Annotated in this window: 24 protein-coding genes and 1 pseudogene; 15 read left to right on the top strand and 10 right to left on the bottom strand. The window is 72.3% G+C overall.

The genetic code is table 11. From position 1 onward, the window contains the following. Positions 1-41 precede the first annotated feature (41 nt). The 4 genes from QSK39_RS20100 to QSK39_RS20085 all read right to left on the bottom strand — a co-directional run bounded on the left by QSK39_RS20100 (position 42) and on the right by QSK39_RS20085 (position 4,667). Positions 42-1,022 carry a hypothetical protein gene (locus QSK39_RS20100; protein ID WP_285479291.1) on the bottom strand — a complete coding sequence of 327 codons (981 nt, stop codon included), beginning with the start codon at positions 1,020-1,022 and terminating at the stop codon, positions 42-44. 7 nt (positions 1,023-1,029) lie between these two features. Next, the gene (locus QSK39_RS20095) at positions 1,030-1,380 is read right to left on the bottom strand and encodes a hypothetical protein (protein ID WP_285479290.1); all 351 of its coding nucleotides are present in this window, start codon (positions 1,378-1,380) and stop codon (positions 1,030-1,032) included. 29 nt (positions 1,381-1,409) lie between these two features. Beyond that, positions 1,410-1,712, bottom strand: coding sequence for a hypothetical protein (locus QSK39_RS20090; RefSeq protein WP_285479289.1), 303 nt, complete (start codon positions 1,710-1,712; stop codon positions 1,410-1,412). 147 nt (positions 1,713-1,859) lie between these two features. Continuing rightward, on the bottom strand, positions 1,860-4,667 hold the full coding sequence (locus QSK39_RS20085) for an AfsR/SARP family transcriptional regulator (protein WP_285479288.1): 2,808 nt from the start codon (positions 4,665-4,667) through the stop codon (positions 1,860-1,862). A gap of 207 nt (positions 4,668-4,874) precedes the next feature. Here QSK39_RS20085 and QSK39_RS20080 point away from each other — a divergent pair. Then, a pseudogene (locus QSK39_RS20080) lies at positions 4,875-5,435 on the top strand (integrase core domain-containing protein); the annotation flags it as partial. Here the strand turns inward: QSK39_RS20080 and QSK39_RS20075 are convergent. Further along, positions 5,432-6,034 carry a TetR/AcrR family transcriptional regulator gene (locus QSK39_RS20075; RefSeq protein ID WP_285479287.1) on the bottom strand — a complete coding sequence of 201 codons (603 nt, stop codon included), beginning with the start codon at positions 6,032-6,034 and terminating at the stop codon, positions 5,432-5,434. The pseudogene QSK39_RS20080 and the gene QSK39_RS20075 overlap by 4 nt on opposite strands. Positions 6,035-6,119: 85 nt before the next feature. On the opposite strand from QSK39_RS20075, the gene QSK39_RS20070 reads away from it, so the two are divergent. The 4 genes from QSK39_RS20070 to QSK39_RS20055 all read left to right on the top strand — a co-directional run bounded on the left by QSK39_RS20070 (position 6,120) and on the right by QSK39_RS20055 (position 8,904). Continuing rightward, complete coding sequence (locus QSK39_RS20070) at positions 6,120-6,404, top strand: hypothetical protein (protein ID WP_285479286.1); 285 nt, start codon at positions 6,120-6,122, stop codon at positions 6,402-6,404. 39 nt (positions 6,405-6,443) lie between these two features. Next, positions 6,444-7,448: a serine/threonine protein phosphatase gene (locus QSK39_RS20065; RefSeq protein WP_285479285.1), complete on the top strand. Its 1,005-nt coding sequence runs from the start codon at positions 6,444-6,446 to the stop codon at positions 7,446-7,448. 55 nt (positions 7,449-7,503) lie between these two features. After that, positions 7,504-8,133, top strand: coding sequence for a histone deacetylase (locus tag QSK39_RS20060; RefSeq protein ID WP_285479284.1), 630 nt, complete (start codon positions 7,504-7,506; stop codon positions 8,131-8,133). A gap of 174 nt (positions 8,134-8,307) precedes the next feature. After that, the gene (locus QSK39_RS20055) at positions 8,308-8,904 is read left to right on the top strand and encodes a hypothetical protein (RefSeq protein ID WP_285479283.1); all 597 of its coding nucleotides are present in this window, start codon (positions 8,308-8,310) and stop codon (positions 8,902-8,904) included. Between the two features lie 23 nt (positions 8,905-8,927). On the opposite strand, the gene QSK39_RS20050 is transcribed toward QSK39_RS20055, so the two are convergent. The 4 genes from QSK39_RS20050 to QSK39_RS20035 form a co-directional block, all read right to left on the bottom strand. Then, positions 8,928-9,719, bottom strand: coding sequence for an SCO6745 family protein (locus QSK39_RS20050; RefSeq protein WP_285479282.1), 792 nt, complete (start codon positions 9,717-9,719; stop codon positions 8,928-8,930). Between the two features lie 84 nt (positions 9,720-9,803). After that, positions 9,804-10,316, bottom strand: a complete 513-nt coding sequence (locus QSK39_RS20045; RefSeq protein ID WP_285479281.1) for a YdeI/OmpD-associated family protein — start codon at positions 10,314-10,316, stop codon at positions 9,804-9,806. 19 nt (positions 10,317-10,335) lie between these two features. After that, positions 10,336-11,130: a maleylpyruvate isomerase family mycothiol-dependent enzyme gene (locus QSK39_RS20040; RefSeq protein ID WP_285479280.1), complete on the bottom strand. Its 795-nt coding sequence runs from the start codon at positions 11,128-11,130 to the stop codon at positions 10,336-10,338. Between the two features lie 112 nt (positions 11,131-11,242). Beyond that, positions 11,243-12,253 carry a PaaX family transcriptional regulator gene (locus QSK39_RS20035; RefSeq protein ID WP_285479279.1) on the bottom strand — a complete coding sequence of 337 codons (1,011 nt, stop codon included), beginning with the start codon at positions 12,251-12,253 and terminating at the stop codon, positions 11,243-11,245. Positions 12,254-12,463: 210 nt separating this feature from the next. Here QSK39_RS20035 and QSK39_RS20030 point away from each other — a divergent pair, with 210 nt between their 5' ends. The 9 genes from QSK39_RS20030 to QSK39_RS19990 are packed head-to-tail and all read left to right on the top strand — an operon-like array spanning position 12,464 to position 21,987. Beyond that, positions 12,464-13,381 carry a transporter substrate-binding domain-containing protein gene (locus tag QSK39_RS20030; RefSeq protein WP_285479278.1) on the top strand — a complete coding sequence of 306 codons (918 nt, stop codon included), beginning with the start codon at positions 12,464-12,466 and terminating at the stop codon, positions 13,379-13,381. Next, the gene (locus tag QSK39_RS20025) at positions 13,378-14,253 is read left to right on the top strand and encodes an amino acid ABC transporter permease (protein WP_285479277.1); all 876 of its coding nucleotides are present in this window, start codon (positions 13,378-13,380) and stop codon (positions 14,251-14,253) included. Before QSK39_RS20030 ends, QSK39_RS20025 begins: the two co-directional genes overlap by 4 nt. Beyond that, on the top strand, positions 14,250-15,035 hold the full coding sequence (locus QSK39_RS20020; protein WP_285479276.1) for an amino acid ABC transporter ATP-binding protein: 786 nt from the start codon (positions 14,250-14,252) through the stop codon (positions 15,033-15,035). The genes QSK39_RS20025 and QSK39_RS20020 overlap by 4 nt, the downstream gene beginning before the upstream one ends. After that, positions 15,032-16,171 (top strand): CapA family protein, encoded by a 1,140-nt coding sequence (locus tag QSK39_RS20015; RefSeq protein ID WP_285479275.1) that lies wholly within the window; start codon positions 15,032-15,034, stop codon positions 16,169-16,171. The genes QSK39_RS20020 and QSK39_RS20015 overlap by 4 nt, the downstream gene beginning before the upstream one ends. Next, positions 16,168-17,406 carry a CaiB/BaiF CoA transferase family protein gene (locus QSK39_RS20010; protein WP_285479274.1) on the top strand — a complete coding sequence of 413 codons (1,239 nt, stop codon included), beginning with the start codon at positions 16,168-16,170 and terminating at the stop codon, positions 17,404-17,406. Before QSK39_RS20015 ends, QSK39_RS20010 begins: the two co-directional genes overlap by 4 nt. Continuing rightward, positions 17,403-18,422 carry a 2-hydroxyacyl-CoA dehydratase family protein gene (locus tag QSK39_RS20005; protein WP_285479273.1) on the top strand — a complete coding sequence of 340 codons (1,020 nt, stop codon included), beginning with the start codon at positions 17,403-17,405 and terminating at the stop codon, positions 18,420-18,422. The genes QSK39_RS20010 and QSK39_RS20005 overlap by 4 nt, the downstream gene beginning before the upstream one ends. Then, positions 18,419-19,642 carry a 2-hydroxyacyl-CoA dehydratase family protein gene (locus QSK39_RS20000; protein ID WP_285479272.1) on the top strand — a complete coding sequence of 408 codons (1,224 nt, stop codon included), beginning with the start codon at positions 18,419-18,421 and terminating at the stop codon, positions 19,640-19,642. The genes QSK39_RS20005 and QSK39_RS20000 overlap by 4 nt, the downstream gene beginning before the upstream one ends. Before the next feature lie 11 nt (positions 19,643-19,653). Next, a complete protein-coding gene (locus tag QSK39_RS19995; protein ID WP_285479271.1) occupies positions 19,654-20,586 on the top strand; it encodes a poly(ethylene terephthalate) hydrolase family protein in 933 nt (310 codons plus the stop codon). Positions 20,587-20,598: 12 nt separating this feature from the next. Then, positions 20,599-21,987 carry a DUF6351 family protein gene (locus tag QSK39_RS19990; protein WP_285479270.1) on the top strand — a complete coding sequence of 463 codons (1,389 nt, stop codon included), beginning with the start codon at positions 20,599-20,601 and terminating at the stop codon, positions 21,985-21,987. 20 nt (positions 21,988-22,007) lie between these two features. Here QSK39_RS19990 and QSK39_RS19985 read toward each other — a convergent pair whose 3' ends face one another. Next, positions 22,008-25,091, bottom strand: coding sequence for an MGH1-like glycoside hydrolase domain-containing protein (locus QSK39_RS19985; RefSeq protein WP_285479269.1), 3,084 nt, complete (start codon positions 25,089-25,091; stop codon positions 22,008-22,010). Positions 25,092-25,623: 532 nt separating this feature from the next. On the opposite strand from QSK39_RS19985, the gene QSK39_RS19980 reads away from it, so the two are divergent. Beyond that, positions 25,624-26,313 carry a M15 family metallopeptidase gene (locus QSK39_RS19980; RefSeq protein ID WP_285479268.1) on the top strand — a complete coding sequence of 230 codons (690 nt, stop codon included), beginning with the start codon at positions 25,624-25,626 and terminating at the stop codon, positions 26,311-26,313. The last annotated feature ends 36 nt before the right edge of the window (positions 26,314-26,349 follow it).

Here is a 26,349-nt window from a genome sequence, read left to right as displayed (position 1 = left end):
CGACCTCTCGGCCTTCGCCGAGGCGGACGAGCCGGTACCGGTCAGCCCTCGGGGAAGAGCCTCGACAGCCGGGCGGCGGGCGATATCGCGACGTTCGGGGCCGGTGCGGACAGGGGGTGCAGGACGGCGTTGGTCATCTTGCTGTCGATCTCTTCCCAGATCTTGCTCAGGTCCCGGCCCGCGCGGTCGGCGGCGACCGAGTAGCTCTCCTGGGCCTTGGTCGTCGCGGTCCTCAGCGTGCGCATGATCTCCCCGGGGTCCCGGCCGCCGACGTACTGCTTCTCGACCTTGTCGATTCCGTTGCTCAGGACGAGATCACCGAGCGCGGACAGCACGCCACCCCCGAAGGCGGTCACCGGCGATTTCGCGTTCTGGAGCACGGCTCCCAGCCCCTCGAGCGCGAGCCCGCCGACGATCAGGCCGACGCCGATCGCTTCACCGGTCCCGCCCTTGTCGAGCTGGTCGAGCGCGTCCGACGCCTGCTTGGCCAGGTTGTACAGGTCCTTCTTGAACGCCACCGCCGTCAGGTACGCACCCTCCAGCTGGATGGCGGCTTCGTTGATGATTCCCGTCTCGCCGCTGCCCGGGCTGGGGCAATAGCCTTCCACGAGGCCGGACGTGGTCTGCAGGTAACGCTTGGCCTCCTGGTGCGCGGCGCCGCTCCAGACGTCGTCCATGGCCGCGACCGCGTTCTTCATGTCGCTGCACGCCCTGCTGTACAAGGCGTTTCCCTTGTCGACCAGCGTCATCCACGGTCCGTGGCCGGAAATGAGGCTCACGTCGCCGTCGAGTGCGTAGCTCTGCCAGTACGCCAGGTCCGCCATCGCGTCGTCGACCCGGTGCTGCCACACCTCCGGCTCGGCGACGGGCGAGCCCGCACCGGGCCCGGCGCCCTTGTCCAGGATCTGGTGCGGCATGGGCGTTTCGTCGTGGATCTTCTTGGCGAGCGAAGCGTGGCACTCGGTGAAGAAAGCCTGGCCGAGGTGCTTCGGATCAGCGGGGAATTCCGGAAAGGCGGACATGAAGCTCCTAGGTGCCGCTGATCTCGTGCTCGGTCCGGGCGTAGATGTCGCCCGTCGTGCGCAGTTGCCCGGCTGCCGCGCTCATCGTTTCCCCCAGCGCCTGGCCGTAGCTCGCCACCTCGGCGATCAGGTCGTCGAACTTCCGGCCGAGCGTGGCGCCGCCCGCGGTCGTGCCGCCGAAGACCAGCGCGGGGCCGGTGGTGGTGCCGGGCTCCGTGGCGGCGCCGAACATCAGGTCGCGCATCTCTGCGGTCCGGGCGCGCAGGTCCGCCGCGGCGTCGTCGAGCTGCCCCGCGATCCCTTTGATGCCACCGGTGTCCGCGAAGAACCCCGGCCCGCGTTCGGGCTTGTCCTGCATCGGTGCCTTCCTGGTCGAAAGTGCGGCGGTCACCGCCGGTAGGTCCGGAGACTGAAGTCTTCGTCGTCGTCCTCGGCGGCCGGTTCGCGTTCGGCCTGCCGGTCCGGTGGCTCCGCGAGCTCGTCGGCGACCTCGCGGAGGTATGGCCAGAGGGTCTCTTCCGCCTTCGGCGTGAACAGCGACTGGGCGAACGGGTGCTCGCACCGGCCGCCGGCCACTTCGTCCCAGGTGAACCTGCCGTCCAGGACCGCGTCGGCGGCACGCAGCAGCCGCGGGGGCGCGTGCGGCCGCCGCGCGGCTTCACTCAGGACCTCCGCCGAAAGCGGAGGCACGGGCCGGCCGGCCCCCTCGGATCCCACGGCGACGCCCCCTGATCGGTTCCGGAGCGGTGCGCTCCCGGGTTGAGCGTGCCCACTGTGCCGCGGCGACCTTGCCGAACACCTTGCCATCGGCGGCCGGCCGCACCCCGTGGACGGCTTTCAGGTGTTGAGGCGGATGACCTCGGGCATCGCGGGGACGTCCCGGGCGAGCATCTCGGTGGCCTCCTCGTCGTCGACGGCCTGGATCTCGCGCAGGATCGTGATGGCCGTGCGCCAGTGCGGGCGCGCCGTGGCCGGGTCGCCGGAGTCGTGCGCGGCCTGCGCGATGCCCCAGTGCTGTTCGGCTTCGTTGTAGCGATCGCCGATCGCCCGGAAGATCTCCAGGCCGCGCCGGTGGTAGCCGGCGGCTTCGCCGGGCTGTCCGGCGCGCTGGTGCGCCCAGCCCCGGTTGGCCAGCGCGATCGCCGCACCGAGCTCGTTGCCGATCTCGTGGAACAGCGCCGCGCTGCGGGCCAGGTGCTCGATCGCGGTGTCGAACTCGGCCGTGCCCTGGTAAGTCAGGCCGAGGAAGTTGAGCACGGACGCTTCGCCGCGGCGGTTGCCGGACGCGACGGCGATCGCGAGGCTCCGCTGCAGGAAGTCGACGGCTTTCTCGTGGTCGCCCTGCTGGCGGCACGTGTTGCCGAGGTCGGCCAGGCAGCCCTGCTGCCCGACGGGGTCGCCCAGCTCGGTCCAGATCTCGAACGCCTGCCGGCTGCAGGCCTGGGCCTCGACGGCCGCCCCGATCTGCCCGCAGAGGGTGCCGAGGTCTTCCAGGGACTGCGCCTCGGCGTGGCGGTCGCCGGCCTGCCGGGCGATGCGCACGGCCATCCTGGTGAGGGCGATGCGATCGGTCGAGTGACCCCGGTTGGCCAGCGGCCGGTAGAGGGCGGCGACCAGCGCCAGTGCCAGCACGGCGTCCGACGCGGTCGCCACGGCCTGCGCGGTGGCGACGAGGTTCTCGTACTCCGTCTCCGTCCACTCGACGGCCTCGACGGCGGTGCGCCAGGGCGCCGGACCCTCCGGGGCGCTGACCCGCCTGGTCTCCGGCGGGTGGATCAGCAGGGTCGCGTGGCGGGCCCGGAGGAGGTAGTGGCGGGCGAGGCCGTCGAGTGCGGCCTGCCGGTCCGGTCCGGGATCGTGCTCGCGGGACCGCTCGCCGGCGTACTGCCGGATGAGGTCGTGCATGCCGTAGCGGTGCGGGGTGCTCGGCACCAGCAGGTGCTCGTCGAGCAGGTCGTCCAGGACGGCCTGCGCGGATGCTTCGGTGATCCCGGCGAGCGCGGCGACCGCGCAGACCTCGAAGTCGCGTCCCGGGTGGACCGCCAGCAGGCGGAAGACCCGCTGGTGGCCGGCGGGCAGACCCCGGTAGGACAGGTCGAAGACGGCGCGAGCCGCTCGGGCGGGCGGAGACAGTTCGCTGAGCCGTCGCTCGCCGGTACCGAGGCGGCGGACGAGCTCGCCGAGCCGCCAGTCCGGGCGGGACCGCAGGTGCCGCGCCGTGACCGCGACGGCGAGCGGCAGGTTCCCGCACAGGTCGGCGAGCCGGCGTGCGTCGTCCGCTTCCCGCCGCACCCGGTCGCTCCCGGCGTAGCGGTCGAGCAGCTCGAGCGCCTCGGCGGTGCTGAACCCGCCGACCGGAAGGGAACCGGCGCCGTCGAGGCCGGGCAGCGTCCGCCTGCTCGTCACCACGACGAGACCGTCCGCGGTTCCGGGCAGCAGGGGGCGGATCTGGTCTTCCGACGCGGCGTCGTCGAGCAGCACCAACGCCCGGCGCCCGGCCAGCCTGCTGCGGTAAAGGGCGGCCCGCGCGTCGGGATCGGCCGGGAGCTGGTGCGCGGCGACTCCCAGCAACCGCAGGAAGTTCTCCAGGACGGCCGCGGGATCGGCGGGTGGCTGCTCGGGGTGGAACCCGCGCAGGTCGGCCCACAGCTGGATCTCGTCGAACAGGCGGCGGCGCACCAGCTGGTGGGCGAAGCGGACGGCCAGCCGGGTCTTGCCGGTCCCGCCCATGCCCTCGATGACGCAGATGGTCGTCGTGGTGGCCGACGTCGCGCCGTCCGCGACTTCGTGCAGGCGCCGCAGGTGTTCCCGGCGCCCGGTGAAGTCCGCGATGTCCGCGGGGAGCTGGTGGTGGGCGGCGGGGACGTGCGGTGGTTCCGCGCCGAGGTGCAGTGCCGGGTCGGCGCGCAGGATCCGCTGGTGCAGCCGGCTCAGCTGCGGTCCGGGATCGATGCCCAGATCGTCGACCAGGCGCCGCCGGGCCCGGTCGAGGGTGTGCAGCGCGTCGGCCTGGCGGCCGCAGCGGTGGAGGGCGAGCGCCAGCTGGGCCCACAGCGTCTCCCGGGTGGGGTGCTCGGCGGTCAGCGTGGTCAGTTCGCCGATGAGCTCACGGTGCCGTCCGCACTGCAGTTCGGCGGCCAGGGCGAGTTCGGTCGCGGTGAACCGCGTCTCGGTCAGCTCGGCGGTCAGCCGTTGCCGGAGCAGGGAAGAAGCGGAATCCTGCAGGGCCGGTCCACGCCAGAGGGCCAGGGCCGTCCGCAGCGCGGTGGCCCGCGCACCCGGCTCGCCGAGGGCACGGGCGGCGCGCACGAGCCCGGTGAACCGGTGCGCGTCGATCGCGTCCGGGCCGGCCTCGGCGAGGTAGCCGCGGCGGTGGGCGTGCAGGCGGAAGCCGTGGCGGCCGTCCCGATCCGGGTCGAGTGCGGTGCGCAGCCTGGACACGTGGGTGTGCACCGCCGTGCGGGCCGAGGCCGGCGGGGCGTTGTCCCACAGCAGGTCGACCAGCCGCTCGGTGGGGACGACGTGGCCGGCTTCCAGCAGCAGCACCGCCAGCAGCGCGCGTTCGCGGCGGCGCCCCAGCTCGAGCCGCCGGTCGCCCAGGTGCGCCTCGACCGGGCCCAGCAGCAGGAAGCGCAGATCAGGCATGCGGGCACACCGGTGGTTCGTCCGGAACGGCCGGTCACCCGGAGGCGACGGGCAGGCGGCCGGTGACCGCCCGTTCGTCATTCTCGCCGAAAACGGCGTGCCGTGGTGGTTTTCGCAGCGGCTGACCGGGAGGAACGGTGCCCTAGGTGTTTTGTCCGGGGAGGTTGCGATCGTGGCGACACGTGATCGGATGATCTTGGTGTGCGGGAACGCTTCCAGGTGTCGGTCTCGACTGCCGCCCGATGGGCCGGCCGCTACCGCGACCTCGGCACCGCTGCCATGACAGATCGGCCCAGCCGGCCTCGCACCAGTCCGAACCGCACGCTCAACCGAGTCGAGCGGCGAGTGATCATACGGCGCTGGGGACCGGCCCACATCGCCTACCTGCTCGGGCTGAACCCCCTCGACGATGCACCGGATCCTGAGCCGCTTCCGGCTCGCCCGGCTCACTTCGCCGGCTACGGCATCACCATCCGACGGGTGCTGACCGACAACGGCTCCTGCTACCGCTCACGCCCCTGGCGCGACACGCTGCGCGACGCGCAGATCACCCACAAACGCACCCGGCCTTACCGGCCGCAGACCAACCGCAAGGTCGAGCGGTTCAACCGGACCCTGCTCGAGGAATGGGCCTACAGCCAGCCCTACCGGACCGAGACCGAACGCCGGGCGGCGCTTCCGGGCTGGTTGCACACCTGCAACCACCACCGCGGACACACCGCACTCGCAGGCCGGCCACGTCCCAACCTCACAGGGCAATACACCTAGGCCGGGGCGAGCGCCCGGCGCCAGTGGCCGGTGACGCTGCGGCGCACCTGCTCGACGTCGACGCCGCGCGGGTGCAGCAGCCGCTGCAGGGCGATCCCGCGGAGCTGCCCGACGATGGCGATCGCGACGTCGTCGGGCCTCAAGCCGGGGTCGATGGCGCCGGCCGCGATGCCGGCTTCGACGTCGACGCGCAGGTCGGCGCGGAAGGCGTCGTCGCGCTCGCGGAAGATCGGGGCCAGGTCGGGCTGGGTCGCGGCTTCGGCCCACAGCAGCAGGAAAGCCTGGTTGAACACGCCGAGGCGGGCGAGCTCACCGAGGTACCCGTCGATCAGCCGCAGGAGACGGTCCAGTCCGGGCGGCAGATCGCCGAGGCCCGGCACGAACCCGGCCTGCGTCGCGCGGGCGAGCCGTTCCACCAGTGCCTGCTTGCCGCCGAAGTGGTGGGTGACGATGCCGCGGCTGTAGCCGGCGCGCTGCCCGACTCGCGCCAGCGTCAGCGAGCGAACCCCTTGCTCGACGACCAGTTCGGCGGCGGCGGCCAGCAGCGCGGCTTCGGCCTGGTCCCGGCGTTGCTGCTGGGTGCGGCGGGTGGTGGTCATGCCCTGGAGTCTAGCAAAGTAACTTGCGTGTCAACCAACAAGTATGTGTAGTGTGGTCGGCAGGCACCGCTCCAGGAGGTTCCCGATGACCGAAATCGACGACCGCGCGTTCACGGCGGCCGCCCGGAGCACCCGCCAGGGCGGCTACTGGAGCCACTTCGCCCCGGGTGACCGGGTGCTGGTGTTCGGCGAGCCCGACCCGGTGAACGGCCGCCGCCGCGTCCGGCGGGGAACGGTGCTCGAGCCGCCTTCGCCCGACGTCATCCGGATCGGTTTCGGGGACGAGGAGTACGGGGAGTTTTCGTCGGCCGATCCGGTGCGGGTCAACCACGTAGCCGGTACTTGCCCGTGCGTGGTGGTGCTCTCGTAGCGAAGGCCGGCGCAGTCTGGTCCGTGGCAGACTTGTGCGGTGATCGCCGCCAGGCAGGCTCGCCACCGGAACCTCTCGGCTTTCCTGGAATCCCGCAGTGATGGCGAACTGGCCGCGCTCGTCGGCGCGGGGCAGGCCACCGGGGTGGGCGTGGGCGGCGGCTCGGCGGTCCTCGACGTCGAGGGCGTGCCGGTGTTCGTCAAGCGCATCCCGCTGACCGATCTCGAGCTCGCGCACCCGGGCTCCACCGCGAACTTGTTCGATCTGCCGGTGCACTGCCAGTACGGCATCGTCAGCCCCGGGTTCACCGCGTGGCGCGAGCTGGCCGCGAACGTGATCGTCACCGACGCCGTTCTGGCCGGTGAGACGCAGGCGTTCCCGATGCTCCACCACTGGCGGGTGCTGCCCGGCCGTCCGCCGGTCGCCGAGGAGTACGCCGACGTCGACAAGGTGGTCGCCGCGCTGGGTGGGTGCTCGAGCGTGCGGGCCCGGTTCGACGCGCTGGTCGCGGCATCGTGCAGCCTGGTGCTGTTCTGCGAACACATCCCGCACCCGATGCCGGAGTGGCTGGCGGAGAACCCCGCCGGCAAAGCGGCCACGGTCGAGCGGCAGTTTTCGCAGATCGTGGAGTTCCTGCGCGGTCGGCAACTGCTGCACATGGACGGGCACTTCGGCAACATGCGCACCGACGGGGAGCGGATCTACCTCACCGACTTCGGGCTGGCCACCTCGCCGCACTTCGACCTGTCGGCCGCCGAGCGCGGCTTCGCCGAACGCCACGCGACGCACGACGAAGGTTACGCCGCCATGCGCTTGGTGAACTGGCTCGTGACCGCGGTGTGCGGTGTGCCGGTGCCGACCGGTGGCGGCCCGGTCGCGCGCAACGAGTACGTGCGGCAGTGCGCTGCCGGCCGCATCCCGGACGACGTGCCCCCGGAGGTGGCCGCGATCCTGGCCCGGCACGCGCCTGCGGCCGCGAAGATGAACGCCTTCTACTGGAGACTGTTCGACGGCGAGATCCACGCGGAATACCCGGGGTGGTAGGACAGCGCGGGCCGATGGTCCCGGCCCGTCCTTTCCCGCGCGATACCGTGGTGGCGTGAGTTCGTCCCTTCCGCCGCTGGTTTGGTACGCGAGCTATGGGTCCAACATGTACGCCGCGCGGTTGCGGTGTTACCTCGAAGGCGGAACGCCGCCGGGCGCCCAGCGCAGCTACGCCGGGTGCCGCGACCGCAGTCCGGCGCGTCGCGTCGTGGCGAGCGAGTTCCCCGGTGGGGTCTACTTCGCGACGGAATCGCCGGTCTGGCACGGCGGTCGCGCGTTCTTCGACCCGGCGTTGCCGGGGCGGGCGGCCATGCGGTCGTATTTGGTGACCGCGGGGCAGTTCTCCGACATCGCGGAGCAGGAAATGTACCGCGAGCCGGGCCCGGACCTGGATTTGCGCACCGTGCTGCGGACCAGCCGTGACCAGCTCGGGCCGGGTCGCTATGAAACCCTGCTGCACCTCGGTGATCTCGACGGCTGTCCCGTCCTGACGTTCACGGCGCCCTGGTCGGCGGCGGACATCGAGAAGAACCCGCCGTCGGCCGCTTACCTGGCCATGCTCGTGGGCGGGCTGCGGGAAGCGCACGGATGGTCCTTGCCGGAGATCGCGGGGTACCTGGCGCCGCTGCCCGGGGCGCAGGGGCACTGGTCCGCGCAAGAGATCGCCGATCTCGCCCCGCGCTGAACCTCCGGTGAACCGCGCGAAGCGGATGGCCGTGTCCGGAAGAGCGACCGGCGACGGTGATCGAAAGGGCAGGCTTCGCGCGGGGCGGTTGACGGCTCAGGTCGTCTCACACCATGCTCCGGGCCGACGAAAGCCCCGCAGCCGGACTTACCGGCTGAACCAGGAGGAATCCCTGTGACGATCGCCCCGACGGTGCACACCCGGCGACCCAAGGCGAGACGGCTTGCCCCGATGCTGCCGGCGGTGGTCCTGGGCTTGACCGCGTGTGGCTCGGCCGGCGTCAGCGGTTCGGCCGTGCCGGTGACGAGCCCGTCCGCTTCGCCCGCAAGCGCTTCCGCGCAGACGTCCCAGGCGCAGCCCGCATCCGGTGCCGACACCCTCCAGGCCGCTCTCGAGCGCTGGGTGACCCAGATCTTGCAGGAGCAGTACACGGAGGCGTGCCTGTCCGGCGCTCCCGTGCTGCCCGCCGGCCGAGACGCCGAAACGCTGTGCAAGAGCCCCGAAGCGCTCTCGAGCGCCAAGTCGCTGCGCGAGGCTTGGGCGAAGCCGGGCGTCAAGCTGCCTCCGCAGGGGCAGGTCGAGGTGACCGGGGTGACGGCGAAGGGGAACGAGGTGACCGTGCCGGACACGGCCGTCAAGCTCGACGGCCGCACGCTGCGCAGCCTCGAACTGATCGGCGCGACCGGGGACACGGGTTCGTTCAGCCTCACCTTCAAGATGCTGAAGCACGAAGGGGCTTGGTACGTCCAAGGTTTCGACCTCAAGTTCTGAGCCCGCGCGAAAACGCGGCCTGCTCAGTCGACGGTCTGGGCCGCCGCGGCGATCGGCTCGAGCCCGGTGATCAGCTCGTCGAGCTCGTCCGGGTCGAGCACCTCGTACGGCGGCGCCGCCAGTTCGTCGGTGACGGCCTCGATCCGCTCGCTGGTCTGCCGGCCGGCTTCGGTGAAACCGCCCGCGGCGTCCACGAGGCCGCGGTCGCGCAGGCCGTCGACGACCGCGGCCAGCCGGGCCTCGGGCAGGTGGTGGACCCGGCCGAACTCCGCCGCCTGCATGCCGAGGGAGAGCGCGAGCAGGACGTGGGCCTCGGTGCCGCCGATGCCGTGGGCGACGAGGGTGGCGTTGTGGCCGTCCCCGCGGTGCTCGCGCAGCAGCGTCGCCGCGTGCCAGAGCCGGGCCACCGGCTCCTCGGGCACCGCGAGCGCCCGGAGCCCGGCGTACAGCGCCCGGCCTTCGGTCGGCGCGCTGACCGCGGCCCGGGTGGCGAGGTCGGCGGCCCGTACCAGGCCGGGGGAGCCGGCGAGGTCGCCGATCGTCTGCCGCAGTGCGGTGGCGCTGGCTCGCTCGCGCACGGCGATCGCCTCCTCGGGGGTGGTCTTCTCCCAGACCCACGGGATGTGGCGCGCCACTTCGCCGTCGGCGAAGTTGTAGAAGACCGCGTGCACCACCTCGGCCGGGGCCAGCCCCAGCGGCGCGGCCCGGCCGGCGAAGTACCCGTCCCAGTAGTTGCGCATGCCGAGGGCCAGGAACGCCTCGGTCGGCACCGCCGAGAAGGTGATGGTGGCGATCGGTTCGACGAGCTCGAACATGCGGTGGACCTTGGCCGGTTAGTGCGGCATCGGTATCTCCTGCGGTCGTGGCGGCGGCCCCTGGCGGGCGCCCTCTCGACCTGGCTACGAACGAGGTGGCCCGGATTCGACAGCCCCGGTCGGTTCCGCCGGCCTTGGTCGCTGTTTGATCCGAGCCGCGAGGAGGTCGACCACCTCGGCGATCCGGGCCGCGCGGAGGTCCGGACGGCGGGTGGTCGCCTCGATCCAGCGGAGGTAGGCCTTGCGGTAGAACTGCGCCAGCGTGTCGAAGAACGCGGCGGCGGCGGGGTTGGCGGCCAGCGCCTCGGCGATGTCGTCGGCGAGGTCTTCGCGTTGGGGACCTTCCGGCGCCAGCTCGACGGTCACCTCGGTGCCGATCGTGACGCCGGTGTCGCGCAGCCACGTCGGCGTCATGGTCAGCTGCCATCCGCTGCCGGTCGGCGACAGTCTCCCGCGGACTCGCCTGCCGTCGATCGTGCCGCCCACGGGGTGGTCGGCCTTGGCGCCCCAGGTCTCGTCCGGGTCGAACGGCACCGCGATGACCGCGCGGTCGCGCGGACCGGCGGCGATGACGGCGCGGAACTGCTGCGGGTTCACGACCCCGATCGTCGCACGATCAGCCGGCGGCGTGGGCGGTGTGGTCGAGCCAGTGCCGGGCGAGGTCGCTGTCGCCGTCGATGCTGATCGCGGCCGTCGCGTGGTCGGTGAGGGGGAGCCGCCGGATCAAGGTCAGGAACAGCGATCCGGCCGGGCCGGTCAGCGTCACGTCGGCCTGCCCGGTTCCCGGCTGCCAGGTCGCCCCGTCCGGGCGCCGTTCGATGAGCCAGGCGTCCGCGGTGTCGGTGGCCTGCCACTGCAGGGTCTGCCCGGTGCCGCGGAGGGCGTGGGCGGACTCGGGTCGTTGCATCTCCCACGTCGGCGAGGTGAGCATCCTGAGGTGGTTGCCGATGAGGGCGGCCGCGATGCCGGCGTCGACGTCGACCGGCCGGTTCGCCGCGATGGCCGCGTCGAAGCCGTGGACGACGGCCTCGTTCAGCATGCTGACCATCCAGAACCGCCCTCCGGACCGCTCGTCGCCCGCGGCGTTGAACACCGGCGCGTCGAGCGCGTCGTCGGCGCACGCGTCCGCGACTCGCTGCGCGGACTCCGTCAGCCACGCGAGCCAGTCGCCGGGATCGGCGGGCGAGACAGCCATCTCCGTGGGCAGCCGGGTGGGGTCGGTGATGCGCCGTTCGATGATTTCCGCGACCCAGTGCTGGGTCTGGCCCAGGTGCGTGACCAGGTCGGTGACGGTCCACTCCGGGGCGGTCGGCACGGCGGCGTCCGGTCCGGCCGCGGCGGCCGATTCCGCCAGGCGCCGGGTGTGCTCGACGATCGCGCGCCGGGTCGTTTCCGCGTTCGGTTCGGTCATGGAAGTGTCCTCACTGTCCGAGCCCCCCGGTGGGCGCCTTCGACCACGCGTCGAACGACGACCGCCGGGATCGACAGCCCCCGGGAAAATCTTCCGGCCGCGCCGGCCCGGCTCAGGACTTCCGGCCCGGGAACTGCCGTCCCGCGTCGTCCAGGCGGCGGGCCTCGGCGGCCTTCTCGAACGGGGTGTCGCCCACCGGGTGGTGTTCGCCCAGGCCGGCGAACAACTCGGCCACCTGCACCGAGTCGTGGTGGGTGGCGAGTTCGGCCAGCGCGGGGTCCGTGGCGGCCAGCACCTGCCGGAACCGGAGCTCGGCGAGCGGGCCGAGCCGGTCGTAGATCTGCAGGAACACCTTCTGGGCCCGGTCGCGCGCCCAGCCGGCGGGCAGCAGCTCGGCGGGCAGGTCGGGGTCGGTCTCCGGGAAGCGGCGCCAGTCCACGCGCAGCTCCGTGCGGGTGCGCAGCGCCTGCGCCGGGCTGACCAGACCGGCGTCCAAGCCGGTGAGCACCCGCTCGTACCGCTCGACGAACTGGTCGTACTCCGCGGCGAGGGGCCCGAGGTCGAAGGCCGCGACCGGGCTGCCGACGTCGCCGGGCACCTCGGTGGCGCGGAAGACCGTCGCGCTGCGGAGGCCGAGCTCGCGCAGTGCGGCCAGCGCGGGGCCGGCCAGGTCGTGCGGGCTGACCCACACGCCGTCGTAGAGGGCGGCGAACCTCAGGACCCGCAGCCGTGAACGCAGCGCCGTGCGCAGTCCGCGGTCCTGCTCCGGCACGGAGAAGGTGACGACCGTCCACTGCCCGTCCCACTCGGGTGCGGTCGTGCCGAACGTCAGCATCCGGTGCGTGCGCTCGATGATCACCTCGGACGTGCGGCCGGGAATGCCGTACGCCGTCGTCCGCCCGCTGCGCGACACCGTGAGCAGGCCGCGCGCGGCGAGGCGGCGGATCGCGGCCCGCGCGCTCGCCGGGCTGATGTCGAACTCGCCGAGCAGCTCCACCAGAGCGGCCGAGGGGACGTGCTCGTCGCGCCAGTACCAGAAGTCGCCGAGCAGGGACGTCAGGAGGAGCTGCGGTTCGGCTCCCTGCTGGGAGCGGGGCAGCGGCCCCGAGGACGTCGCTGTCATCGCACGCCTGCCTCTTCCGGGGTTCGTTTCGGCGGCCGGCGGGCGTCGCCCGCCGCGGGGGTCCATGGTCGCAGCTCCGGCGGTGCGGCCGGAGCGAGGGGTTGAATCACGCGACACATCATGCGACGATCGGCGCCCAGATAGCAACCAATCACCCTTCAGGTTCCCGCGCCGCCCGCTCCGGACGGCCTTCCGCAGGAAGAAAACGACATGGGTTCCTCACTTCGTCAATGGCGTCGAAGCTCGCTCGCCGGGGCCGCCGCCGGGCTCGTCCTGGCCGGGTGCACCGTCGACGACGGCGCGGCCACAGCGCCCACGGCCGCCGCCCTGACCGCCGACCAGGCGCTGCACGACCAGCTGCCGCAGGCGGTCAAGGACTCCGGCGTGCTCCGGTTCGCCGGGGACTCCCACCCGCCGTACCGCACCGTCGGCCCGGACGGCAAGACGGTCACCGGCATCGACCCCGACTTCCAGCAGGCGCTCGGCCAGCTCCTGGGCGTGCGCACGGAAACCACCATCGTCGCCGGTCTCCCGGCCGCGCTGCAGGGCATGCTCAGCGGCCGCTACGAAGCCTTCAACGGGCCGGTCAAGGCCACTGCCGAACGCGAGAAGCAGTTCGACACCGTCACGTGGATGACCACCCGGACCGCCTACGTGATCCCCGAAGGCTCCGCCGCCGGCATCAAGCAGGCCGCCGATCTGTGCGGCAAGCGCGTCGCGGTGGTCACCGCCAGCGTCGTGGAGGGCCAGCTCGCCAAGCTGTCCACGTTCTGCGAGGGCAAGCAGCGGCCGGCCGTGCAGGTGGTCGGGCTCGACGACACGAACGCCACCCTGCTGGCCGCCAAGTCCGGCCGGGCCGACGCCGCCGGGATGACCCAGGCCGCCGCTATCGACGTCACCACCCAGCAGAAGGGGCAGTACGAATACGTGACGCAGACCGAGGAGCAGGGCGCCACGAAGGACAACCTCGCGCTCTACACCCCGAAGACCGGGAAGCTCGGCCCGGTGCTGCAGAAGGCGTTCGAAGAGCTGTTCCGCAACGGCACCTACACCCGCATCATGCAGAAGTGGGGCCTCACGGACGTCACGGTCCCGCAGCCGCTGTTCGACGTGGCGTCGGCGAAATGACCGCGATGTCCACTGTGGAGGAGACGACGGCGGCCCGTGACGACGTTGCTTCGGCACGCGGCCGCTTCCGTCCCCTGCGCTGGCTGTTCGTGCTCGTGCTGGTGGTGCTGCTCGCGCAGCTGGTCGTCTTCCTGGTCCGCAACGACCGGTTCCAGTGGGACGTCGTGGTGAAGTACCTCTTCGAGAAGAGCGTCATGGCGGGCCTGGGCACCACGGTGCTGCTCGCGATCGCGGCGATGGTGCTCGGTTCGCTGGCGGGCGGGGTGGTCGCGGCCATGCAGCTGAGCGGGTTCGGGCCCGCCCGCTGGGTGGCCACGCTGTGGGTGGGGCTGTTCCGCGGCATCCCGCCGCTGGTGCAGCTGATCTTCTGGTTCAACCTCGCTTATCTGCTGCCCAAGCTGTCCCTCGGCATCCCGTTCGGCCCGGTCTTCGGGACGTGGGACGCCAACACCGTCATCACGCCGCTGACCGCCGCGGTGATCGGCCTGTCGCTCGTGGAGTCGGCCTACCTGGCGGAGATCTTCCGCGCCGGGGTGTCGTCGGTCGACCCCGGCCAGCGCGACGCGGCCCGGGCGATGGGCTACACGCCGGGGCAGACGCTGCTGAGGATCGTGCTGCCGCAGGCGATGCGCGTGATCATCCCGCCCGCGGGCAGCCAGTTCATCAACGTGCTCAAGGGCACCGCGCTGGTGTCGGTCATCGCGATGTCGGACCTGCTGCACGCGGTGCAGGTGATCTACAACCGCACCTACGAGATCGTGCCGATGCTGCTGGTCGCCTGCTTCTGGTACCTGGTCGTCGTCACCGTCCTGACCGCCGGGCAGCGCCGGCTGGAACGCCGGTTCTCGCGCGGGCACCGGAGCACCCGATGACCGCGCCGGTGCTGCGGATCAGCGACGTCCGCAAGGAGTTCGGGCCGGTGACCGCGCTGGCGGGCGTCAGCCTCGACGTGGCCGAAGGGGAGACGGTCGTGGTGATCGGGCCGTCCGGCTCGGGCAAGTCGACCCTCGTCCGCTGCGCGCACCAGCTGGAATCGATCGACGGCGGCGCGATGTACCTCGACGGCGAACTGCTCGGCCACCGGCGTTCCCCGGGCGGCCTGCGCCCGCTGACCGAGCGGCGGATCGCGGCCCAGCGGCGCCGGATGAGCATGGTCTTCCAGCAGTTCAACCTGTTCCCGCAGTTCACCGTGCTGCGCAACGTGACCGACGCGGCGATCCGCGTCCACGGACGCGATCGGTCCACTGTGGAGCGGGAGGCGCGGGACCTGCTGGAGCGCATCGGCCTGGCCGGGCGCGAGGACCACTACCCGCGGCAGCTCTCGGGCGGGCAGCAGCAGCGGGTCGCCATCGCCCGGGCCGTGCTGGTCCGGCCGCGGATCATGCTGTTCGACGAGCCGACCAGCGCCCTCGACCCGGAACTGGTCGACGAGGTCCTGGCCGTGCTGCGGGCCCTCGCCGCGGCGGGGACCACGATGGTCGTCGTCACCCACGAGATGGCCTTCGCCCGCGAGGTGGCCGACCGGTGCGTGTTCATGGAGGCGGGCCGGATCGTCGAGGAAGGCCCGCCGGGCGAGCTGTTCACCCGCCCCCGGACCGATCGGCTGCGCGCCTTCCTGTCCCGTCATCTGTCCGAAAAGGAGGGTGTTTCGTGATCACTGTCGGCGCCGTCGGCGACCTCATCCTGGACGAGCCGGACCCCGAGTCGTTCCTCGCCCCGGCCGCGCCGGTGCTGCGCGGGATGGACCTGGCGATCGGGCACGTCGAGGTGCCGCATTCGACCACGGCCGTCCAGCGCAGCACCGACGTCCCCGCGCCCCCGGCGGATCCCGAAGCGCTGAAGGCGGTGGCCGATGCGGGGTTCGCGGTGGTCACGCTGGCGGGCAACCACGTCTACGACGCCGGCGACGGCGGACTGGCCGACACCATCGCCTACTCCCGCGCCGCGGGAATGGTGACGGCCGGGGCCGGGCCGGACCTCACGCAGGCCCGGCGGCCGGCGCTCGTCGACCGCGGTGGCCTGCGGATCGGCGTGCTGTCCTACAACTGCGTCGGCCCGCGCGACTCCTGGGCGACGTCCCGCAAGCCCGGCTGCGCGTACGTGCACGTCCTCACGCACTACGAGCTCGACCACGCGAGCCCGGGCGGCCCGCCGAAGATCTACACCTTCGCCGACCCCGACAGCCTCGAGGCGATGGCCGAGGACATCCGCAGCCTGCGCACCGAGGCCGACGTCGTGCTCGTCTCGCTGCACAAGGGCGTCGGGCACACCCCGACGGTCGTCGCGATGTACGAAAGCCCGGTCGCCCGCGCGGCGATCGACGCCGGTGCCGACGCCGTGTTCTCCCACCACCCGCACATCATGCGCGGCATCGAAGTCCACCGAGGACGGCCGATCTACCACGGGCTCGGCAACTTCGTCACCGTCACCCACGCGCTGACCCCGGGCGCCGGCGTCGGCGCGGACGAGCTGCGCGCGTGGGCCGAACGCCGGACGAAGCTCTACGGCTTCGCACCCGACCCGGACATGCCGTTCTTCCCGTTCCACCCCGAAAGCCGCAACACCGCCATCGCCTTCTGCCGCTTCGACGAAACCGGGCTGCGCGAGGCCGGGTTCGTCCCGTGCTGGATCGACGACCGGGGCCGTCCGGTGCCGGTCGGCGGCACGCCGGAAGGCGAGGCCGTGGCGAAGTACGTCGAGGACATCACCCGCGGGGCCCGGCTCAACGGCCGGTTCACCACCCGCGGCACCGAAGTGCTCGTCGATCTCTCCGAAGGGGGCTCCGCATGACCGACCAGCCACTGGCCGGCCGCACCGTCGTCGACCTGACGACGGCGCTCGCCGGGCCCTACGCGACGCTGCTGCTCGCCGGGCTCGGGGCTACCGTGATCAAGGTCGAGAACCCTGCCACTGGCGGGGATTCGTCCCGCAACAACGCGCCCTACGTCGGCCGCGACGGGCTGAACCTCGCCCGGCGGCACGACGACGACCTCTCGGTGTCGATGCTGCTGCGCGGCCGCAACAAGCTCAGCGTCACCCTGGACCTGAAGAACCCGCGGTCCCACGCCGTGTTCACCGATCTCGTCCGCGACGCCGACGTGCTGGTCGAGAACTACAGCCCGGGCGTCACCGACCGGCTCGGCATCTCCTACGAGGACGTCCGCGAGATCAACCCGCGGCTCGTCTACACCTCGATCAGCGGGTTCGGCGCTCAGGGCGGCCCGGGGTCGGGCAAGGCGATGGACTCGATCATCCAGGCGCTGAGCGGCGTGATGATGACCGCAGGCGAGCCCGACGAAGGCCCGGTCCGCTTCGGCCTGCCGATCGGCGACCTCCTCGCCCCGCTGTTCGCCGTGGTCGGCACGGTGTCGGCGTTGCTGCAGGCCGAGCACACCGGCGAGGGCCAGCGTGTCGACGTGTCGATGCTCGGCGCGCTCACCTCGCTGGTCGCGTGCGAGCCGTTCGACGCCTTCGACGCGGTCGGCCTGCCCCAGCGCACCGGGTCGATGGTGCCGCGGCTGGCGCCGTTCGGGATCCTGCCGGCTCTGGACGGCTACCTCGCCCTCTGTGCGCCGACGGACGCCTTCGCGCACGGGGTGTTGCGGGCGATCGGCCGCCCGGAGCTGGCCGAAGACGACCGCTACCGCACGCGCGACCAGCGGGTCCGGGCCGCCGACGAACTCCACGACCTCATCCGCGAGTGGTGCCGGGTGCGGCCGCTGACCGAGGTCCTCGCCGCGTTCACCGCCGAAGGCGTGCCCGCGGCCGAGGTCCGCGAGCCGCGCGACGCCGTCCGTGACCCCCTGGTCCTGGCGCGTGAGGAGGTCGTGCCGCTGCGGCACCCGCAGCACGGCGCGGTGGCCGACCTGGCCGGCACCGGGGTCCCGATCCGGTTCTCCGGTGCGCGCGTCTCCCTCGACCGGCCGGCGCCGGGGCTGGGGGAGCACAACGAGCACGTCTACCGCGAGCTGCTCGGCTACACCGAAGAGCAGCTGGCGGAACTGGTGGCGGAGGCGGTCATTTGAGCGCCCCGGTCGTGGGGTACGTCGGCGCCGACGTACCGGTCGAGCTGATCACCGCGGCGGGGCTGGTGCCGCTGCGGCTGGCGGGGAAGCCGGGCGAGGACAGCACGCTGGGCGACCGCTACCTCGGCCGCGGCGTGGACCCGGTCGCCCGGTCGATCCTGACGCGGATCCTCACCGGCGCCTACGGGCCGCTCGAAGCGATCGTCGTCTCCCGCGACTGCGAAGCCTCGCTGCGCCTGTTCTACGCCCTGCGGGAGCTGCACCGGATCGAGCCGGCGCTGGGGCTGCCGCCGCTGCGCCTGGTGGACGTCCTGCACCTGCCGCACCACACGACCACCCGGTACGTCCACACGAAGATCGCCCAGCTGCGCGAATGGCTCGGCCGCCGGCGGCCCATCTCCGACGACGACCTCGCCGCGGCCATCACCGCGCACGACACCCTGCGGCGGTCGCTCGGCCGGGCCGCCGCCCTGCGCCGGGCGAACCGGCTGAGCGGCACCCAGCTGCTCCAGCTGGTCGCCACGACCACCCGGCTGCCGGTCACGGCGGCCACCCTGCTCGTCGACCGCGTGGTGGCCGCCGACTCGCCCGAGGTCACCGGGGTGCCGCTGTTCCTCACCGGCAGCTCCCACGACCACCCGGCGGTGTACGAAACCCTGGAGCGCAACGGTTTCCTGATCGTGGGGGAGGACCACGACTGGGGCGAGCTGCTCTTCGCCCGCACCTGCGCGGCGCCGACGGAGCTCGCGCTGGCCGAGCGTTACCAGCACAACGGCCCCACCGCGCCGCGCGCGTCGATCCGGGCGCGCGCCGCGCACACCGCCGAAGCCGCTCGCGCGTGCGGCGCGGAAGTCCTGTTCTCGTACGCACGGGTCCACGACGACGCGCCGCCGTGGGACTTCCCCGAGCAGCGCGCCGCGTCGGGTCTGCGCGCGGTCCTGGCCGAGCGGCAGCCGTACGGCGAGCTGACTCCCGAAGCGCTGGCGGCCCTGGTCCCGGCGGGAGCGGTGGCATGACCGCCCGGCTGGCGTCGGCGACCACCGCGACGGCGTACCAGCGTGAGTGGTTCGCGCGGGTGCGCGAGGCGGAGGGTCCGCTGGCGCTGGTCAACGCGGACGCGCCCCAGGAGATCTTCCGCGCGATGGACATCCCGTACGTCGTGAACCAGTGGTGGGCCTCGATCGTCGCGGCGAAACGCCAGACCCAGCGCTATCTCGGCCTGCTGCGCGAACGCGGCTACCCGGACTACATCGAGCAGTACAGCGCCACCTCGCTGGCATCGGCGTTCGAGGACGATCCCGATCAGGCACCGTGGGGCGGGCTGCCGACGCCGTCGATCGTCCTCGGCGAGACCACCGGCGACGCGTCCCGCAAGATCTTCGACGTCTGGGACGAGCAGCCCGGCGTCACCTACTACCCGCTGGAGAGCGCGGCGGAGAACGCCGTGCCCGAGCGGTGGTGGGAGCTGATGCCGCACCGCTGGGAGGAGGCGATCGGGAGCGACCGGCTCGACCTGCTGACCGGCGAGCTGACCGGGCTCATCCGTTTTCTGGAGCAGACCACCGGCCGGGTGTTCTCCGAGACCCGGTTCCGCGAGGTGCTGGCACTGGTCAACGAGCAGCAGGAGTGGAACCGGCGCACCCGCGACCTCATCGCCGCCGCCCGGCCGTGCCCGATCGCCGTCACCGACGGCATCCCGAGCGTCATGGTGCCCCAGTGGCACCGCGGCACCGAATGGGCGCGCGACGCGGCGCGGGCGTTCCACGACGAGGTGCGCGCCCGGATCGACGCCGGCGTCGCGGCGTGCCCGGACGAGCGGCTGCGGCTGATGTGGGTCGGCCGCGGCCTGTGGTTCGACCTCGAGTTCTACCGGCGGTTCCAGGAATCGCACGGCGCGGTCTTCGTGTGGTCGATGTACCTCGCCATCGCGGCCGACGGCTACCTGCGCTACGGCGACGACCCGCTGCGCGCGCTGGCCGCCCGCTTCGCCGCGTTCAGCGACCAGCTCTACACCCCGCCGTGGTCGGCCGAGTGGTACGTCAAGGAAGCCCGGCACCACGGCGTCGACGGTGTCGTGCACCTCGTCTCCGACGACGCCCGCGGCAGCTACTTCACCACCCGCGCCCTGCGCGCCGCGGGGATCCCCGTGCTGGAGCTGCCCGCGGACAACGTCGACGCCCGCACCGGCGACGACCTGACCACGCGGATGAGCGCGTGGCTCGACGGACTGACGTGAGAGGAATTCCGATGGGAACAGCTCTCCTCAAGCCCGCTCTCGTCGCCGCGGTGACGGCCGTCGTCGCGGTCACCGCCGCGGTGGCCACGGGCCCTTCCGACACCGAAATCGCGGTGGCGGCCGCGCCCGCGCCGCCCGCGTCCGCGGTGTTCCACCCGGTGGTCCGCGAAGCCGCGGCCAGGACGGGGAACCACGCCGCCGAGTACACCGTCTACCGGCCCGCGGACCTCGACCGGGTGCGCGGCCGCCTGCCGGTGGTGGTGTTCGGCAACGGCGCCTGCCGGCACACGAGCAACGACGAGCTGCTGACGGTCGAGACGCTCTTCGCCGCGCACGGGTTCGTCGTGGTCGCGGTCGGCGGGTTCGACCAGCCGGCCCTGACCGAGAACAGCAGCCCGGAACCGAAGGTGATCACCGACGCGATCACCTGGGCCGAACGGGAGAACGGCCGCCGGGGGAGCGACCTGCGGGACCGGCTGGACACGCGGCGGATCGGCGTCACCGGCCACTCGTGCGGCGGCATCGAAGCGCTCGTCGCCGGGGCCGACCCGCGGGTGAAGTCGGTGCTGTCGCTGGACAGCGGGTTCTTCGCCGACGGCACCCTCGGCTACGGCCGGGAGAACCTGCGGAACCTGCACACCCCCACGCTGTTCGTCGACGGCGGCCCGGACGACGTCGCCTACGCCAACAGCGGGGCCAACTACGACCTCGTCACCGTCCCCGCGGTCCGGGCGACCAACCCCGCCGCGGGCCACACCGGGTTCGTGTACGGCCAGCGTGCGGGCAACCCCGATCCCAGCGTCCGCGAGGAAGCGGTCCGGGTCCTCGTCGCCTGGTTCGACTTCACCCTCAACGGCAACCGCGCCGCGCGCGGCTACTTCCTCGGCGCGGGCTGCGGCCTGTGCGCTACGCCGGGTTGGACCGTCAGCAGCAAGAACTTCTGACAGGAGTCGTCCATGGGAACCAGAATCAGTTTCGCCGGCCGGCTGGCCGTGGTCACGGTCCTCGCCGCCGGGCTGCCCGTGACCGCGCACGCTGCCGAGGCCGGGAAGCCGTGCCCGGCCCCGATCGCCGCGGCCGGCTGTGTCGGCGGGCAGCTCGCCGACGGCACGCCGTACACCTTCGCCAAGCCCGCCCGGTGGAACGGCGCCGTGCTGGTGGACCTCGACTTCGCCGCGGGTGGCCTGGCGAGCCCGCTCACCGCGAGCCTGCTCGACCGCGGCTACGCGGTGGGTGGCACCACCCGCACGATCACCAGCTGGAACATCGCGCAGGCCATCGACAACCAGGCCGCGGCGCTCGACCGCTTCGAAGCCGCGTTCGGCCGGGCCCGGTACGCGATCGCCGAGGGTCGCTCGATGGGCGGGATGGTCGCCGCGGGGGTGGCGCAGGTGTACCCGGGCCGCTTCGACGCGGCCGTCCCGATGTGCGGCGGCCTCGGCGGCTCGGTGGGGCAGTGGAACCAGAAGCTCGACACCGTCTTCACGCTCAAGACCCTGCTGTTCCGGGACACCACCTTGCCGGTGACCGGCATCCCCGCCGACGTCCCCGGACTCCAGCAGCAGTGGATCTCGGCGATGACGTCGGCGCAGGCGACCGCGGCGGGCAAGGCGCGGATCGCCCTCGCGGCGGCGATCGGCCAGCTGCCGGGCTGGGGCCTGGCCGCCGACGGCACGACGACCCCGGTCCCGGACAGCCGTGACGTCGACGGCGTCGAGCAGGGGATGTTCCTGGCGCTCGCGGGCGGGCCGCTGCCCTACCTCGGGCAGGCGGTCAGCAGCCGCCGGGCGATCGAGCAGCTGGCGGGCGGGAACCCGTCCTGGAACACGGGAGTCGACTACGCACGCCAGCTCACGAAAGCCGCGCCGAGCCGGCAGAACACCGTGCGGCGGCTGTACGAGCGCGCGGGCCTCGACCTGCGCGCCGACCTCGGCCGGCTCGCCGCCGAACCCCGCGTGTCCGCCGATCCCGCCGCCGTCCGCTACCTTGAGCGGGGCATCGTGTTCACCGGCGCCCTGCGGATCCCGGTGCTCACGGTCAACGGCACGGGCGACCAGATCTCGACCGTCGCCCAGCAGCAGTCCTACGGCGCCCTGGTTCGCCAGGCGGGCAACGCGTCCCTGCTCCGGCAGACCTACGTCCAGACCGCCGGGCACTGCACCTACACCACCGGCGAACAGCAGGCCGCGGTCGACCGGATGCTGACGAGGTTGCGCACCGGCCACTGGCCGGACACCTCGCCGGGCACCCTGAACCGGCTGGCGGCAGCCGGCGACGCCACGCCCGGGCGCTACCTGAGCTACACACCCGAGCAGTTCAACCGGCGGTACCCCGCCGGCCACTGAGCCGCCTGCCTGTTTCGGTCTTACCCGGGCGCCGCGGCCGACCCGGATCCGGCGGCGACGTCGGCCGCGGTCAGGACCCGGTTCCACACCACGACGTCGTCGATGCCGCCCGGCCACAGGTCGCTGCGCTGCCCGCCGGAGAAGGCACGGCCGATGGCCAGCGGGCCGGGCGAAGCGTCTCCCGTCGCCTGGCTCCAGGTCTTGGCCTGGGCCACTCCGTCGACGTAGAGCACGTAGGTACCCGCGTCGGCGTCGTGCACGCCGACCAGCCGGTACCAGCGCCCGGGCTGCGGGGCGACGTCCGACAGCGCCCGGCCCGCACTGGTCGAGAACGCCAGGCGGTCGTCGGCCGCGGAGTACTGGAGGTAGAAGCCGCTGCTGGGGTTGCCGTCCTGGCTGACCGCGGTGGCCCACGAACCCGTGTGGTCCAGCCGGACCCACGCGCCGACCGAGAAGTTCCCCGTGGTGTCCAGGACGGGCCCGCTCGTCTGCGCGTACTCGCTCGAGCCGTCGAACTGCAGGGCGGTGCCGGTCACGCCGGGGACCCACTCGGGTGCACCGGTGAGCCCGGCGTCGTGGGAGCCGGCGGCGTCGTGGGCGACCGTGCCGCTGCCCTCGTCGAGGCTCCAGGCACCGACCGGGTCGTGCTGGCCCGCCGGGTGGGGGATCCGGAGGTTCTGCCGCTGGTGCGTGGTTTCGGTCCAGCCGCCGGGCCCGCGGTAGGACGCGGTCGCGGTCAGCGTCGCGGCACTGCCCGGTTCGGCGCCCGGCGGTGCCGTCAAGGTGAACGCCGAAGTCCGGGACTGGCCGGGCGGAATCGTGCCGAGCGGGCGGCCGGCCGGGGTGACCGACCAGCCGTCCGGCACGGCGAGGCTCACCCGCGGCGAGACGAGCGGGCTCGACGTCGTGTTGCGGACCGAGACGGTCAGCGGCATGCTCGGGCCGGCGATGATGACGCCGTTGGCGTTCGCGGGGCCGACGGTGATCCGCGCGTCCGGGCTCGACGGCGTCCAGGACTGCAGCTCCGTGACGCCGACGAAAGCGCCTGGCGGGTTGGTGAACACCAGCCGGATCCTGCTGGTGGTGAGGGTGGGGAAGGTGATGCGGTTGACGCCGTTGCCCACCGGGCTCGCCTGGTCCCGGACCTGACCGGGGACCTCCTGCCAGGCCGAGCCGGTCCAGTACTGCAGGTCGTAGGCCGCGGCGGGCCTGACCCCGCCGCCGTCGTCGTAACCGTGCCACCGGATGTCCCCGACCGGGGTCGGGGCGCCGAAGTCGACGCCGTAGAAGTCGCTGGGGTTCGGCGAGCCGTAGTTGGTCCACCGCGTGTTTTCGGGCACCTCGCTGTAGAAGACCTTGCCGTCGAGGCCGCTCCACGGGTTGTCGCCGGGCCAGGTGTAGGAAGTGATCGGCTTGGGGTAGCCGATGCGCACCGGGTTGGCGGCGTCGTTCACGAGGTCGTCGGACCGGGGGAGGAGGGTGCGGCCGACGTCGATCGTGGTGGCGCGCAGGACCGGAGAGCGCTGGACGAGCCGTCCGTCGACGTAGAGGCGCATCCCGGCGCCCTGTCCGTAGTGCTTGCCGTCGCGGTCCCACAGCACGGTGACGTTGTGCCCGTGGTACGGCACGTTTTCGGCGGCGAAGTGGTCCCAGGTGGCCGGGGTGAGTGGCTTGACCTCGAGCGTGTCGCCGGTCTGCGGGCGCAGGCCGATCAGGCCGGACAGGACGAGGTCGGTGTAGGTGGAGTGGTTGTAGTCCTCGCTGTGGTCGTACCCGTCGTAGATCCACGCGTCCCGGTCCGGGTCGTGCGCCTCGGCGACGTAGGGCTTGCCGTTCTTGGTCTGGGTCCGGGCGTAGGTCGCCAGCGCGGCGGCGTAGTCCTCTTTGGACACCTGTCGCTGGGCCGGGTACTCGTCCAGCAGGTTGGCGAGGCCGGTCAGGGTCTGCGAGGTGGCGAAGGGCCAGCTCGGTCCGTCCCATCGGCAGCAGCCGCCGGCGTCCTTCATGAAGAACGGGCTGCGGCGCTCCGCGGTGGTCGGGCCGTAGGCGCTCGCGAACCCCTGGGGGTCGAGCAGCTGGGACCAGGCCGCGGTGTTCGCCGGTCCGGCGGCGTCGAACATCCAGGGGAGGTAGCCGATCTGCTCGCGGCTGCCGGACAGCAGGTGGCTGGGGTTGTCGTCGCGGGCCATGGCGTAGTAGAAGCCGCGTTTCGGGTCCCACAGCCACTTCTGCATCGCGGCCTGCACCCGGGCGGCGCGCTGGGCGTAGTCCGCGGCGAGCTTGTGGTCGCCGACGGAGTCCGCGATGCGGCTGATCGCGACGGCGTCGCCGTACTGGTAGGAGTTGAGCGTCGGGCGGTAGCCGGCGCCGCCGTGGTAGGGGTTCGCGGACTCGTAGGACGAGGCGGAGAACTCCATGGCGTCCCAGACCGGCACCGACCAGTAGAGGCCGAGGTCGGCGTTGAACTGCTTGTCCCAGCCGCGGTACTGGCGCACGAGCGCCGGGAGGAGCTCGCGCAACGGCGCGAAGTCCCCGGTCACCTGGGCCTGACCGTAGGCGGAGGTGGCCAGCCAGACGCTGTACTCGTGCGCCCAGTCGGTGGTGTCGGGGTTGACGTCTTCGGTGGCGGGCTTGGCCCCGGCGCCCGGGCCGGTGAGCCAGAACCGGAGGTAGTCCTGGCCGTAGCCCGGATCGCGCAGCCAGCGCCCTTCGGTCAGCTGGTGCCCGGCGGCGGCGTTGATCGCCTGGTAGGGCGCCGCGTAGCCGCAGCAGTCGAGGAACTCCGTCGAGATCCAGCCGTCGGTGGGGTTCGTGTAGCGCAGGTGCTCTTTGTAGACGCGCCAGCGGTAGTAGTAGACGCTCTGCATGGTGGCGTCGGGCAGGTCCACGAACGGGATGTTCGCCTCGTACCAGGCGGGATCCGAGTAGCCGGCGAGGGGCGCGGCGTGGTCGAGGAAGTGCGTCCCCGTGCCGGGTGCCGGATGTGCCGAGGTGTCCCCGGCCGCGTCCGCGACGCCGGTGAAGGCGAGCTGTGCGGCGAGACCCAGCGTGGCCACCCAGGTGATCGCCGACCGGTTGCGTCTCCAGGACAGCCGCCCGCGCATCGGACCTCCCATGACGGTTTACAACGTTGTAAAACACAGCTTCGACCACTATCGCTCAAGAGCGCTCAAAAGGGAACACCCTGCGGCCGACATTGACCGGGGGGCGGACGGCTCGGTCTTCGCCGGCCCACGGCCCCTGCGTCACGGAGGTTGCCCGTTCCGGCCGTGAACCCGACGTTTCGGCCCGGTGCGAAACTTGGCGGCTCGGTTGACGCCGTTCTCCCGCCGCTGGCACATTTCGGTTCAGGCACTCCCGATGTGGGGGACATGCCTACTGGGGAAGGCAGGCATCGGCATGGTGCACGACAACGGGTGCGGGTGACGGTCGACGACCTCTCCCGCGCAGCCGCCGGCTGACGCCTGACTGTCCTTTTCGGACGGCGATGTCGTCGGAACACGCGACACGCCAATCGGAAACCTCGCTGTGGGATCGCGGGCCGCACGATCGCGGCCGGCGTCGTCGTGCTGCCGTGGGTGTTCCGCGCCGGTTCCAGGAATCCCCTTTGCCCGCAACAGAATCGGAGACGCAGTCATGAAAACGAGAACCAGGGCGTTCGCCGTCCTCGCGTTCGCATTGTCCGTGGTCCTCACCGGTGTCACGCCGGCGCCGGCCGCCACCGTCCAGACCGTGGAAGTCGCCGCGCCGGCCACCAGCGGCCTTCCGCCCTACGTCGCCTTCATCAAACCGGTCACCGCCGAACGCCTCGGGAACAGCTGGCACGAGGGCTGTCCGGTCGGTCCTGATCAGCTGCGGCTGGTGAGCCTGAACTTCGTCGGCTTCGACGGTGCGGTGCACCGGGGCGAACTGGTCGTCAACGCCGATCGCGCCACCGAGGTCGCCTACACCTTCGCCGATCTCTACCGCGGCCGCTTCCCCATCGAGCGGATGGAAACCGTGGAGAAGTACAACTCCGACGACGACGCGTCGATGGCGGCGAACAACACCTCGGCGTTCAACTGCCGGGCGATCACCGGCGGCACCGCGTGGTCCAACCACTCCTACGGGCGCGCCATCGACGTCAACACCGTGCAGAACCCCTACATCTCCGGCAGCGGCGCGGTCTACCCGCCCAACGGCGCGCCGTACGCCGACCGCACGCAGAGTGTGCCCGGCATGATCCACGCGGGTGACGCCACCGAGCAGGCGTTCACCTCCCGCGGCTGGACCTGGGGCGGCTCCTGGGACACCCCGATCGACTACCAGCACTTCGAGAAGCCCTGACTCCGACCGGATCGATCGACCACGGCCCGGCCGGTG

The sequence above is a fragment of the Amycolatopsis sp. NBRC 101858 genome (assembly GCF_030269325.1).
GTDB classification, from domain to species: Bacteria; Actinomycetota; Actinomycetes; order Mycobacteriales; family Pseudonocardiaceae; genus Amycolatopsis; species Amycolatopsis ponsaeliensis.
Note: the sequence above shows the minus strand (reverse complement) of the source record. Positions and strands in the feature narration are given on the sequence as shown.

Bases quoted from the DNA above. Each gene is read 5' to 3' on its own strand.
- QSK39_RS20075 (WP_285479287.1), bottom strand. From the start codon at position 6,034: ATGACCACCACCCGCCGCACCCAGCAGCAACGCCGGGACCAGGCCGAA.
- QSK39_RS19990 (WP_285479270.1), top strand. From the start codon at position 20,599: ATGGGAACCAGAATCAGTTTCGCCGGCCGGCTGGCCGTGGTCACGGTC.
- QSK39_RS19980 (WP_285479268.1), top strand. From the start codon at position 25,624: ATGAAAACGAGAACCAGGGCGTTCGCCGTCCTCGCGTTCGCATTGTCC.
- QSK39_RS20095 (WP_285479290.1), bottom strand. From the start codon at position 1,380: ATGCAGGACAAGCCCGAACGCGGGCCGGGGTTCTTCGCGGACACCGGT.
- QSK39_RS20085 (WP_285479288.1), bottom strand. From the start codon at position 4,667: ATGCCTGATCTGCGCTTCCTGCTGCTGGGCCCGGTCGAGGCGCACCTG.
- QSK39_RS20040 (WP_285479280.1), bottom strand. From the start codon at position 11,130: ATGACCGAACCGAACGCGGAAACGACCCGGCGCGCGATCGTCGAGCAC.
- QSK39_RS20030 (WP_285479278.1), top strand. From the start codon at position 12,464: ATGGGTTCCTCACTTCGTCAATGGCGTCGAAGCTCGCTCGCCGGGGCC.
- QSK39_RS20050 (WP_285479282.1), bottom strand. From the start codon at position 9,719: ATGTTCGAGCTCGTCGAACCGATCGCCACCATCACCTTCTCGGCGGTG.
- QSK39_RS20070 (WP_285479286.1), top strand. From the start codon at position 6,120: ATGACCGAAATCGACGACCGCGCGTTCACGGCGGCCGCCCGGAGCACC.
- QSK39_RS20020 (WP_285479276.1), top strand. From the start codon at position 14,250: ATGACCGCGCCGGTGCTGCGGATCAGCGACGTCCGCAAGGAGTTCGGG.
- QSK39_RS20000 (WP_285479272.1), top strand. From the start codon at position 18,419: ATGACCGCCCGGCTGGCGTCGGCGACCACCGCGACGGCGTACCAGCGT.
- QSK39_RS19985 (WP_285479269.1), bottom strand. From the start codon at position 25,091: ATGCGCGGGCGGCTGTCCTGGAGACGCAACCGGTCGGCGATCACCTGG.
- QSK39_RS19995 (WP_285479271.1), top strand. From the start codon at position 19,654: ATGGGAACAGCTCTCCTCAAGCCCGCTCTCGTCGCCGCGGTGACGGCC.
- QSK39_RS20025 (WP_285479277.1), top strand. From the start codon at position 13,378: ATGACCGCGATGTCCACTGTGGAGGAGACGACGGCGGCCCGTGACGAC.
- QSK39_RS20035 (WP_285479279.1), bottom strand. From the start codon at position 12,253: ATGACAGCGACGTCCTCGGGGCCGCTGCCCCGCTCCCAGCAGGGAGCC.
- QSK39_RS20100 (WP_285479291.1), bottom strand. From the start codon at position 1,022: ATGTCCGCCTTTCCGGAATTCCCCGCTGATCCGAAGCACCTCGGCCAG.
- QSK39_RS20010 (WP_285479274.1), top strand. From the start codon at position 16,168: ATGACCGACCAGCCACTGGCCGGCCGCACCGTCGTCGACCTGACGACG.